The sequence below is a fragment of the Alteromonas sp. AWJ4_199 genome, assembly GCF_056159165.1.
In genome coordinates, this window is record NZ_JBSWUR010000001.1 from 53,881 (window position 1) to 66,619 (window position 12,739).

The following is a 12,739-nucleotide window of genomic DNA, read 5'->3' on the forward strand; positions in this document are numbered from 1 at the left end:
AGTAATGACAATTGAGATAAAAGTTCCGGTTCTACCTGAGTCAGTTGCCGATGCCACCATTGCAACCTGGCACGTAAAGGCCGGTGACGCAGTTAAACGAGACCAGAACCTGGTTGATATTGAAACTGATAAAGTGGTTTTAGAAGTTGTGGCGCCAGCGGACGGTACAATTGGTGAGATCCTAAACGAAGAGGGTGCAACTGTTTTAGGCGAGCAAGTTATTGCTAAACTAAAAAAGGGTGGTGCTGCTGCACCAGCTGAAGCTAAAACAGAAAGCAAAGCGAAAGGCGATTCTAAATCAGATGCGGCTCCAGCGGCTTCTGGAAAAACATCTGATGTTAAAGTACCAGTACTTCCAGAGTCTGTAGCTGACGCGACAATCGCAACGTGGCATGTGGCTGTGGGTGAAGCAGTTTCTCGAGACCAAAACTTGGTTGATATCGAAACTGACAAAGTAGTACTTGAAGTTGTAGCTCCTGCAGACGGTTCACTAGCTGAAATCATCGCAGAAGAAGGTGCGACTGTTACAGCTGAAGAAGTTATTGCGAAGTTTGTAGAAGGTGCGGCAAGCGGTGCTTCTGCTCCAGCAGCGTCTAGCGAAAACGATGACAGTGAAGACAGCAGCGATGCGCTTAGTCCGTCTGTACGTCGTCTGCTTGCTGAAAAAGGCGTAGACGCAGCTAAAGTTAAGGGTACGGGTAAAAATGGCCGTATCACTAAAGAAGACGTAGAAAAGTATCTTAAAGGCGGCGATAGCTCAGCTAAGGCAGCGCCTGCGGCAGCTGAAGCAACAGTGGCAGATTTACCAACTGGTAACCGTACTGAGAAGCGTGTTCCAATGACGCGTCTTCGTAAGACTATTGCGAATCGCCTACTTGAAGCGAAGAACTCAACAGCAATGCTAACTACGTTTAACGAAGTAAACATGAAGCCTATCATGGACCTTCGTAAACAGTATCAAGAGAGCTTCGAAAAACGTCACGGCATTCGTTTAGGCTTTATGTCGTTCTACGTTAAAGCGGTTACTGAAGCACTTAAGCGCTTCCCAGAAGTTAACGCGTCAATCGACGGTGATGACATTGTTTATCACAACTATTTCGATGTGTCGATTGCCGTATCTACACCTCGTGGCCTTGTGACACCAGTACTTAAAGATACTGACACACTAGGTATGGCTGGTGTTGAAAAAGGAATTAAAGAACTAGCACTTAAAGGTCGTGACGGTAAGCTGTCATTGGCTGAACTACAAGGTGGTAACTTCACAATCACCAACGGTGGTGTGTTTGGTTCACTAATGTCTACACCAATCATTAACCCGCCACAAAGCGCAATTCTTGGTATGCACAAAATCCAAGACCGCCCAATGGCAGTTAATGGTAAAGTAGAAATTCTACCAATGATGTACCTAGCGCTTTCTTATGACCACCGTATTATCGATGGTAAAGAATCAGTAGGGTTCTTGGTAACCGTTAAAGAGATGTTAGAAGATCCAACACGTCTACTACTAGACGTATAAGACTTTCGTCTCACGGAATTGTGGTTGGGCGCTTTGCTTGTGTTATCTTGTTTAGCGCCTAACGCAACGCTGATATTTACCCTATAATATCAGTCTAAATAATCAAGTCGCATTTGCGGCTTTTGTCTTACTAAAAATCGGATAGAAACACCATGAATTTGCATGAATACCAAGGTAAGCAGCTATTCAAAGAATACGGCTTGCCTGTTTCTGAAGGATACGCAGCAGACACTGCTCAAGGTGCTGTAGAAGCGGCTGACCGCATCGGCGGTGAAGAGTGGGTAGTTAAGTGTCAGGTACACGCGGGCGGTCGCGGTAAAGCTGGCGGTGTAAAGCTAGTTAAAAACAAAGACGACATTCGCGCTTTCGCTGAAAACTGGCTTGGCAAAAATTTGGTGACTTTCCAGACTGACGAAAACGGTCAGCCTGTGAGCAAAATCCTTGTAGAATCTTGCACAGATATCGCTAACGAGCTTTACCTTGGTGCAGTAGTTGACCGTACAACCCGTCGCGTTGTATTTATGGCATCTACTGAAGGTGGCGTTGAGATTGAAACTGTTGCAGAAGAAACACCAGAGAAAATCCTTAAAGCTGAAATCGACCCAATTGTTGGTCCTCAGCCTTATCAAGCGCGTGAAATGGCGTTCGCTCTAGGTCTTTCTGGCGTACAAATCAAGCAATTCACTCAAATCTTCCTTGGCCTAGCCAAGATGTTTGAAGAGCTTGACGTAGCGCTTATCGAAATCAACCCGCTAGTTATTAAAACTGACGGTAACCTACACTGCCTTGACGCAAAAGTAGGTATCGATGGTAACGCACTATATCGTCAGCCTAAGCTGAAAGATATGCAAGATCCTTCACAAGAAGACGCGCGTGAAGCTCACGCAGCTCAGTGGGAACTAAACTACGTAGCACTAGACGGTAACGTAGGTTGTATGGTTAATGGTGCTGGCCTTGCAATGGGTACTATGGACATCGTAAACCTACACGGTGGTAAGCCAGCTAACTTCCTAGACGTTGGTGGCGGCGCAACTAAAGAGCGTGTAGCTGAAGCATTCAAAATCATCCTTTCTGATGACAACGTTAAAGCAGTATTGGTTAACATCTTCGGTGGTATCGTTCGCTGTGACATGATTGCAGAAGGTATCATTGGTGCGGTTAAAGAAGTTGGCGTAGAAGTACCTGTAGTTGTACGCCTTGAAGGTACCAATGCAGAGCTTGGCCGTGAAGTTCTAGCGAACTCTGGTCTAGATATCATTGCTGCTGAATCGCTTACTGATGCAGCGCAGAAAGTTGTTGCTGCAGCGGAGGGCAAATAATGTCTGTATTAATTAATAAAGATACTAAAGTAATTTGTCAGGGTTTCACTGGCGGTCAGGGTACTTTCCACTCTGAGCAAGCTATTGCTTACGGTACGCAAATGGTTGGTGGTGTAACACCAGGTAAAGGCGGTACTGAGCACCTAGGTCTTCCAGTATTTAATACTGTACGTGAAGCGGTAGAAGCAACTGGCGCAACTGCGACAGTTATCTACGTACCAGCACCATTCTGTAAAGATTCAATTGTTGAAGCTGCAGATGCGGGTATCGAGCTAATCGTATGTATCACTGAAGGTATTCCAACGCTAGACATGCTTTACGTTAAAGAATACGTAGAAGCGAAAGGCGTTCGCATGATTGGTCCAAACTGCCCAGGTGTAATCACTCCTGGAGAGTGTAAAATTGGTATCATGCCTGGTCACATCCACAAGCCTGGTAAAGTTGGTATTGTTTCTCGCTCTGGTACGCTTACGTACGAAGCGGTTAAACAAACTACTGACGAAGGTTTCGGCCAGTCTACTTGTGTTGGTATCGGTGGTGACCCAATTCCTGGTTCAAACTTCATCGACATCCTTCAGATGTTCCAAGACGATCCACAAACTGAAGCTATCGTAATGATCGGTGAGATCGGTGGTACTGCAGAAGAAGAAGCGGCTGCGTTCATTAAAGAGAACGTAACTAAGCCAGTTGTTTCTTACATTGCTGGTGTTACTGCTCCTCCGGGCAAGCGTATGGGTCACGCTGGTGCAATCATCGCAGGCGGTAAAGGTACTGCTGACGAGAAATTCAAAGCACTAGAAGACGCAGGCGTTAAGACTGTACGTTCACTTGCTGAAATCGGCAAGGCGCTTCGCGAAACTACAGGTTGGTAAGCTAACGCTTATTAATATGCTTGAAAGCCCGCTTTAAGCGGGCTTTTTTATACCTGTATTAAAACGTGCGTTGCTTTGAAGTGCTTGCAAACGTATTCACCTTGTTAACGTTGCGTTTATAAGTACTCTATTTTTACCAACCGAATAACATAAAGATATTTTTTATGAAAAAAACTACTTTAGCTTGTTTCGCTTCCTTGTTGTCATGCTCAGCTATAGCTGATGAATACCTGACTTTTTTTATGGCAGGGCAATCCAATATGGACGGCTATGGATACGTTTCTGAACTGCCAAAAGATTTAGCAAAAGAACAAGACGTGATGATTTTTCATGGAAATGGTGTTTTTGATAATCAAGAAAACGGCGGTCTAGGGAAGTGGGAAAAACTTCAACCGGGCCACGGTACAGGTTTTAAATCGGATGGGAAAACCAATACGCTTTCAGAGCGATTCGGTGCAGAATTAACCTTTGCCAACACAATACAGCAGCAGTATCCAGGCAAAAAAATTGCCATTATAAAGTATGCGGTAGGGGGAACTGGCCTTGCGCTTAACACAGGTTACAGTAACTGGTACCCAAATTTTACCGAGGGTAAAGGCCTCAATCAGTATGATTTTGCACTAGAGACAATTAACAACGCGTATGCAGTCAACGATATCGATGGCGATGGCAAATCAGACTCGTTAAAACCTATGGGCATTATTTGGATGCAGGGTGAAGCCGATGCACATGCAAGTGAGACGTCAGCTAATGCCTATCTAGATAATTTAACTTCGTTAATGAACTTGTTCCGTGCTGCATTTAGGGTAGATGATTTACCTGTGGTTATAGGCAAAATCACCGATTCCGAAATGGGCGATGAAGATATTATGCCGTATATTGACCGAGTGCACCTTGCTCAGCAATTATTTGTTGCGTCAGACAACTGCGCCACCTATATGTCTAATTCTGATACCTACACCTATGGTGATGATCCATGGCATTACACGAGCGAAAGTTTCGTGAAGATGGGTAATGACTTTGCGCTATCATATAGCAAGAGCGTCAAAAGTTGTGGTTCGAAAAAGGATTAACAGAATGGGGCTGCGAAGATATGTATTAAAAGTACTATTTGCGTCTATTTTAAATTGTTCTGCATTTTCTCTACTCGCAGACGAGCCAGACATACCTTATCAGAACGAATGGTTAAAAGAGCATTATCAAAGCCGGATGTCTCTATTTAATAACCAGCCTATAAAAACCGGAGACATTGTTTTTATAGGTGACAGCCTTACAGAGCTCGGCGCTAACTGGTCGGTAAGGTTTAACAATCTGAAGGTACGTAATAGGGGAATAAGCGGTGATACTTCTTACGGTGTGTTGGCTCGTTTACAAGAAATTGAGGCCAATGCCCCTGCAGTGGTTGTCATTTTAATTGGTATTAACGATATCTTTAACCTTTACTATGAGCGACAGATTCAAAATTTGTCCGATACTGCGTTGAATATCGACAAGATTACCTCGAAGATTAGCGATTCTTTACCTAGTACAAAAATTGTTGTGTTGGGGTTACTTCCTGATCATCGGGACTACATTACTGTAATGGCAAAAGAGGTAAATAGACAAATTGCGCAACTTAACTCTGAGCGTTTTACCTTTTTAAACTTTCACGATTCATTTTCAATTGATGGAAGGATTAATCCCGAACTCACCACTGACGGTACGCATTTAAACGAAGCGGGTTATCAGGTTTTCAAAAAGCAATTGATGCCGTACTTTAAAAATTTATGATCACTTTCAAAGCTTACTTTCTCTATACGTGTTTACTATTTGTTACCTTCTCGTCTTACGCCGATCTTACCTATCCCGGTGGTACTAAAAAGGCGGTTGTTTTTAGTTTTGACGACGGAATGGTTCAAGATAAGCAACTAATCAGACTACTAGATAAGTACGAGATGAAAGGAACGTTTAACTTAAGTTCAGGGCTTTTTTCGCAACGGGCTTCTTGGCTAAAAGAGTACTTACCTATTATAGGTAAGTACGTGGATCATGACGAAGTGGCGACTCTGTACAAGGGACATGAAATTGCTGGACATAGTTTTTCTCACCCAGGGCTCCCAGGGTTGACTCGAAAAGAAATACAGCATCAAGTTGAGTTTGATAAAGAACGCTTAGGTCTATTGGCGGGCTATAATGTAACATCTTTTGCATATCCACTAGGACTATATAATGAAGAGGTTATTCAGGCGCTCAAATTAGCGGGTTTTACTAATGCTCGTACAGTAAATAGTACGGGTAAGTTTGATTTACCGGACAACTTGTTCGAATGGCACCCTAGTGCACATCACTCTGAGGCATATCCATTAGCTAGTAAATATGTGAATGAAGCGTCTGAATCATTGAGTGTCTTTGTCATTTGGGGTCATTCTTGGGAATTTGATCAAAATATTACATCTAATAATTGGGAATATTTCGAGTCAATCTTAAAAGTCTTATCTGATGCTAATGATATTTGGTTTACTACTGCCGGCGATTTCGCTGAGTTTTATTTTAAAAATTTAGAATAAACGCCTGAAAATTAACTTAATACTGAATAATTGACCCCTAATTTTTATTTTTTTGCATATATTCATTCCAAGCGTCTTATTAGTTCTTAATACAAGTCTTATTCTCTATGGAAGCAGCACTTAAAGTGAAGGTCACAAAATGTTGTAAAATTACATCACAATTGTGATGTGTATTGTTAATTTCATGTTGCATAAATTTTATTGAATACGTATGCAGGCAATTGTGCAAAACCTAGGGCATCTATAGCATTGTCCCCGTGAGATGTATTGTCATTTATTTGTCATAAGAACAACAAAAAGACAACAACTATAACTGTATGGGACACCCGTTTTATGAAACAATTTAAACCCAACTTAATAAAAGCTGCGCTTATCTCTGGTGGTATGGCGTTTGGTAGTGCTCCTGCACTAGCACAGGAAGCAAACACCGATGCTGTTGATGAAGCTGAACTTGAAGTCATTCAAGTAAGCGGTATTCGCGGCAGTCTGCAACGTGCACAAGCAATCAAAATGGATAACACGTCAATTGTTGAAGCGTTATCTGCTGAAGACATTGGTAAGCTACCTGATACAAGTATCGCAGAATCAATCGCTCGTCTCCCTGGTCTAGCTGGTGAGCGCCGTAATGGTCGTACTAGCGGTATCTCTGTTCGTGGTTTCAATGAAAACTATGTAGGTACTACACTGAACGGTCGAGAGCTATTAGGTATGGGCGATAACCGTGGTGTCGAGTTTGACCTTTACCCAACGGAAATTGTTTCAAATATCCTAGTATATAAAACACCTGAAGCAGGCCTGATGACTCAAGGCATTGGTGGTACTGTCGATATCCAAACTGTTAGCCCGCTAAGCGCGCAAAAAACAGTTACAATTAACGGTACGTATGAAGCAAACCAAGAAGAGGCGGGTAACCCTGATTTTGATAATGAAGGTCATCGTCTATCTTTTAACTACGTAGATCAATTCGCTGACGATAAGCTTGGTGTGGCGTTAGTTATTGCCGATATGGAATCACCTCGTCAAGAACAGTACTTCCGTGGTTGGGGTTATGCGACTGCAAACCCTGACAATGCCGCAGAAGGTGTTGAAGTACCTGAGGGAACAGTAATACTTGGTGGTCACGATTCCTTTACTCGTTCAGCAATGTTAGAGCGCACATCAGTTGCTGGGGTGATTGAATACGCACCCACTGACAATTTGAAAATTCAATTCGATGCGCTATACATTGATTTTGAAGAAAATGATGCACGCCGCGGTGTTGAAGAAGGTGGCGCTGAATGGGGCACAGGCGCTTACACAATCACTGGTGTTGAAGATGGTCTAGTAACCTCTGGTTACTATGATGGCTTCTTATCTGTAATTCGTAACGACTCTCGTCAACAAGAAGCTGAACTTACTACCTTTGGTCTAAACGTTGAATATACAATCAATGATAATTGGACAGCAACGTTAGACGTATCTATGGGTGAAGTGGACAAAACTATCACTGACATCGAAAGTTACTCAGGTGTAGGTCGTGCAGGTATCGATGGTCGTCCTCTTACTCCACGCGCATGGACAATGACATCTACTGGTGCGGTTTACAGCGACCATCCTACTTTAGACAGTGTCGATTTAGCAGACCTTAACTCAATCTACCTAGCTGGTCCGCAAGCCTGGGGTGGTTCACTAACTCCTGTAGAGCGCTTCCAGGGCGTAGAAGGTTTTGGACCTAATACAGCACAGGATGGTTTTGTTAACGAACCTATTTTTGAAGAGTCACTTGATGCTGTTCGTCTTGACCTTGAGGGTTTTGTTGAATGGGGTATCTTCACTAAGTTAACTGCCGGTGTTAACTATCAAGAGCGCGAAAAGTCTAAAGATAATAACGGTGCTTACCTAACGTCGCCACAATGGCCAAACCAAGAACTGGTTCCAAACCCTATTGGTACAGCGGATTTAAGCCACATTGGTATCGATGGCGTAATTGCATACGATGGTCTTGGTTTGTATAGAAGCGGTTATTATATAGAGACAGAAGCAGAACTATTTGAAAATGGTCGCTTTGGTGACTCTTACACCATCTCTGAAGATATTCTAACTGCATATGCAAAATTAGACATTGAAACTGAAATTGGTGATGTACTGGTATTTGGTAATCTTGGGCTACAGGTTGTTAATGTTGACCAAGCAGGTACTGGTTTTAACACCACTACTGGTCCAACAGGATTCACTGCGGTCACTCCAGTATCGGATGGCGACTCTTACACTGACGTCTTGCCAACATTGAACCTGAGCTTCGAAATTGCTGAGAACCAGTTTATTCGTACAGCTTTAGGCAAAGTGATTAGCCGTCCTCGTATGGATGATATGCGTCCGAACAACACAGTAAGCTTTACTTTTAACGACCAGCAAATCATTTCAACAAATGTTGCTAATGGCCCATGGTCTGCAAGCGCGGGTAATGCACGTCTTAGACCGCTTGAAGCAAACCAGTTTGATATTGCTTACGAAAATTACTTCGCGGACTCAGGTTACGTCGCCGCTAGCTTCTTCTATAAAGATCTGACTAACTGGCATGTAGCTGGACAAACTGTTGGCGATTTTAGTGAGTCTTACATTGAAGGTTTCCACGAGACGTCTGGTGAAACTGACATCAATGGTGATGAGGTACTTGATGAAAACGATATCGTACCACCAGGTACATTTAACGGAATTGTAAGCTTCCGTGAAGATGGACTAGAAGGTTTTGTTCGAGGCTGGGAACTGCAGGGTAGTCTACCGTTTGACATGATCCACGATTCACTTGAAGGTTTTGGTGTATTCGCTAGTGCGACCTTCCTTGACGGTGAATTAGAGAATGGTGAAGCGGTACCAGGTTTATCTGAAGAGACCTACTCACTAACCGCCTTCTATGAAAGCAATGGTTTTGAAATTCGTGTATCTGGAACTAAACGTGATGCGTTTGCTACTGAGACCCGTGCAATCAGCCTTTCTCTAGCACCTATTGAAGATAACGGTGTTAAGCAGATAGACGCACAGATTGGCTACGACTTCAGTGAGTCTGGCATTGAATATCTTGAAGGGCTTCGCGTTACGCTTCAAGGCCAGAACCTGACTGACGAGCCTACTGTTCGTGTTAACCCAGGTGACAGTCGTCAAATTACTGAGTACCAGAGCTACGGACGTAACTTCCTACTTGGTTTCAACTACACGTTCTAAGTGGTTGTTGAAACAGCGCTTGTTATATGCGAGCGCTTAAACGAGTAACATTAAACAAGCCCCAATTCACGTAATGTATTGGGGCTTTTTGTTGTATAGCACTAGATGTCATGATATTTAGAGATGATAGTAATGTGGGCACAAAAAAATGCTGACGGCAGAAATATGATGAACAAAGCGGTAAAAAATGTAGTTATTGTAGGTGGTGGCACGGCAGGTTGGATTTCAGCTGCTGTTATAAAGCGTCTTATCGGTGCGGGCGTAAACGTAACCTTAGTTGAGTCTGAAGAGATCGGTACCGTCGGTGTTGGCGAAGCAACTATTCCACCTATTATCACACTAAATAATGTTTTAGGAATAGATGAGAAAGAGTTCTTACGCGAAACAAACGCCACCATGAAGTTGGCGATTAAGTTTGAAAACTGGCGGGTAGAAGGGGAAAGCTATTTCCACACTTTTGGCGCCCCGGGTAAAAGCTACGCTTTTTGTCATTTTCATCATTATTTCAAACGCGCTCAAGAGTTAGGGTTATCTGACTCGATATGGGAATACGATCTAAACTACCTTGCCTGTAAAGCGGGTAAATTTGCCCATATCAAATCTCCCGACCCAATTATAGAAATGCCGTATGCCTATCATTTTGATGCGTCGCTGTATGCTCGATTCCTTCGTAAGAAATGTGAGGCGATGGGCGTTACTCGCAAAGAAGGCATTATTACTGATGTTAAACAGGATGCAGACAGCGGTTTTATTACCGGGGTGACGCTTAAAGACGGTGCTCATATCGAAGGCGACTTGTTTATTGACTGTTCAGGGTTTAAAGGGCTACTTACGCAGCAAACACTGAATACCGGCTACGAGGATTGGTCGCATTGGTTACCTTGCGACCGGGCAGTAGCTATGCCTTCAGAGCGCCACGAACATACCCGTCCTTATACTCGTTCGATTGCGCACTCTGCAGGTTGGCAATGGCGTATTCCGCTTCAGCACCGCAATGGTAATGGCTTAGTATACAGCAGTAATTATTTTTCTGACGAGCAAGCACTAGACATACTGTCAAGTAACCTAGATACCAAACCACTCGCCGATCCTAATTTTATCCGCTTTAAAACAGGGCGAAGACGCAAGCAGTGGAATAAGAATGTGGTGGCCGTTGGGCTTTCTAGCGGATTTTTAGAGCCCCTCGAGTCAACGAGTATTCATCTTATTCAGTCTGCAGTAGTTCGACTAATCCATTTATTCCCACACGAAGGGATTAAGAAATATCAGATAGATGAGTATAACAAGCAGTCTCAGCTTGAATACGAACAAATACGTGATTTCATTATTTTGCACTATCACGTTAATGAAAGAACTGACTCGCATTTTTGGAAAGACTTACGAGAAATGGATGTACCAGACAGTTTAACCCATAAAATAGAGCTATTTAGAGAGTCAGGAAATTTGTTCAGAGAGCAAAATGATTTATTCCTTGAAAGCTCATGGCTGCAAGTACTGATGGGACAAGGGGTGATGCAGAAAGACTACCATCCACTTGCCAATGCATTGTCTGAACAAAAGCTGCAAGAGTTGATGCAAAACATTAAACGTATTAAGAATGAACCTATCGGAAAAATTGCAACTCACGATGACTTCTTAAAGCAGTTCTGTGGTTAGAATCGAACTATGAATAAACCAACCCATATCGTTATAGCCGGGGGCGGCACCGCCGGCTGGATGGCAGCAAATTACTTTGCGCACAAATGGTCATCGGACAAGGTTAAGGTAACCCTTGTTGAGTCTCCTGAGATTGGCATCATAGGTGTGGGGGAGGGCTCTACACCCACACTTAAACGTTTCTTTGAGGAACTCAGTATAGCCGAAAGCGACTGGATGCCTAAGTGCAATGCAACGTATAAGACAAGTATTAAGTTTAATGATTGGAGTCCGGGGTCCGGTGTGAAACAATATCGCCACCCCTTTATCTCTCAAACAGACACCTTTACCCAGCGTGCTTTTGAAGTAAATTGCCGTACACGAAGGCTAGGTCTTGATAGTCATATCAACCCAGAAGATTTTTTGTTAAATGGTGTGTTGGCAAAACAAAATAAAGCGCCTCTAACGCCTGAGAATTTTCCATTTAGAATGGAATATGGCTACCATTTTGACAGCGCATTGCTGGGCAACTATTTGCGTGATGTTGCGGTTGAAAAAGGCGTTACTCACGTTAGTGGCATTATTAGTGATGTGGCGCTACATCCTAGTGGCGATATCAGCCATCTCGTAACGGATAAAGGCAGTATTGAAGGAGATTTTTTCGTTGATTGTACAGGCTTTTCTTCAACCTTATTGCAGCAGGCTTTAGGTGTAAAATTTAAGTCTTATTCTGAAAACTTATTCAACGATTCTGCAGTAGTTTTACCCACACATGCACAAGAGAATATTCAAGTAGAAACTCAGTCTACAGCATTTTCTAACGGTTGGTGTTGGACAATACCGTTACAAAGCCGCACAGGTAATGGCTACGTTTACAGTGCTGCTCATTTATCGAGGGATAAGGCCGAAGAAGAATTGCGACATCATTTAGGTCTTGAAAACAGCGATATTGAAGCCAGACACCTTAAAATGAAAGTAGGGCAAGTTGAGCAGCACTGGCAGAACAACTGTTTGGCATTAGGGCTATCTCAAGGGTTTATAGAGCCGCTTGAAGCAACGGCGCTTCACCTTGTACAGATTTGCATTGAGTACTTCACAGATATGTTTGAAAAGGGTGGTTTCTCTAACACCGAGAGAGCCGCTTATAATGCGTTTGCCAAAGCGCGTTTCGACAGAGTGAGAGACTACATTGTCGCGCACTATAAACTTAATACAAGAAACGATTCTGACTACTGGCGTGACAATAGAAACAATATGGTGTTGTCTGACTCCCTTCAATCGATCATTACCACTTGGTTTAATCGCGAAGATCTAGCGAATGAAATCAAGCGGCAGAATATAGGTATGCACTGGGACTCAGTATCATGGCATTGCTTATTTGCTGGTTATGGTGCATTTCCGGCACTTGCACAAAATCAGCCTGGTCGAGGGGATTTGTATAAAGAGCAAAATGTTGAGCGCTTTATTCAAGGCTGCGCGTTGAATTTCGAACATCATAATGTTGTACTTCGAACACAGCAACACGGTGAGTAAGAACCCCGAGAGCTAGGGATGGCTTTCAATAATGTTATAATTTCCCATAAGTAACTGGCCTAATCTGCTGATACCCCCTTCTAAAAATTATATAAAACAATCACTTCTGAACTTTGT

General features: G+C 43.1%; 9 protein-coding genes. All 9 read left to right on the plus strand.

Annotated elements, in window-relative coordinates:
• Window positions 1-4: 4 nt before the first annotated feature.
• The 9 genes from odhB to ACXAER_RS00315 all read left to right on the plus strand — a co-directional run bounded on the left by odhB (window position 5) and on the right by ACXAER_RS00315 (window position 12,622).
• Entirely contained in the window at window positions 5-1,516 is a 1,512-nt protein-coding gene (odhB, locus tag ACXAER_RS00275; protein WP_474825490.1) for a 2-oxoglutarate dehydrogenase complex dihydrolipoyllysine-residue succinyltransferase, read from the plus strand.
• 152 nt (window positions 1,517-1,668) lie between these two features.
• Window positions 1,669-2,835, plus strand: a complete 1,167-nt coding sequence (sucC, locus tag ACXAER_RS00280) for an ADP-forming succinate--CoA ligase subunit beta (RefSeq protein ID WP_012518365.1) — start codon at window positions 1,669-1,671, stop codon at window positions 2,833-2,835.
• On the plus strand, window positions 2,835-3,707 hold the full coding sequence (gene sucD, locus ACXAER_RS00285) for a succinate--CoA ligase subunit alpha (protein ID WP_025255209.1): 873 nt from the start codon (window positions 2,835-2,837) through the stop codon (window positions 3,705-3,707). Before sucC ends, sucD begins: the two co-directional genes overlap by 1 nt.
• Window positions 3,708-3,871: 164 nt before the next feature.
• Entirely contained in the window at window positions 3,872-4,780 is a 909-nt protein-coding gene (locus tag ACXAER_RS00290; protein ID WP_474825492.1) for a sialate O-acetylesterase, read from the plus strand.
• Window positions 4,781-4,784: 4 nt separating this feature from the next.
• Window positions 4,785-5,477 (plus strand): GDSL-type esterase/lipase family protein, encoded by a 693-nt coding sequence (locus tag ACXAER_RS00295; protein WP_474825493.1) that lies wholly within the window; start codon window positions 4,785-4,787, stop codon window positions 5,475-5,477.
• Entirely contained in the window at window positions 5,474-6,253 is a 780-nt protein-coding gene (locus ACXAER_RS00300) for a polysaccharide deacetylase family protein (RefSeq protein ID WP_474825495.1), read from the plus strand. Before ACXAER_RS00295 ends, ACXAER_RS00300 begins: the two co-directional genes overlap by 4 nt.
• 333 nt (window positions 6,254-6,586) lie before the next feature.
• Window positions 6,587-9,454: a TonB-dependent receptor gene (locus ACXAER_RS00305; protein ID WP_474825497.1), complete on the plus strand. Its 2,868-nt coding sequence runs from the start codon at window positions 6,587-6,589 to the stop codon at window positions 9,452-9,454.
• A gap of 168 nt (window positions 9,455-9,622) precedes the next feature.
• Window positions 9,623-11,110, plus strand: a complete 1,488-nt coding sequence (locus ACXAER_RS00310; protein ID WP_474830467.1) for a tryptophan halogenase family protein — start codon at window positions 9,623-9,625, stop codon at window positions 11,108-11,110.
• Window positions 11,111-11,119: 9 nt separating this feature from the next.
• The gene (locus tag ACXAER_RS00315; protein WP_474825499.1) at window positions 11,120-12,622 is read left to right on the plus strand and encodes a tryptophan halogenase family protein; all 1,503 of its coding nucleotides are present in this window, start codon (window positions 11,120-11,122) and stop codon (window positions 12,620-12,622) included.
• Window positions 12,623-12,739 lie beyond the last annotated feature (117 nt).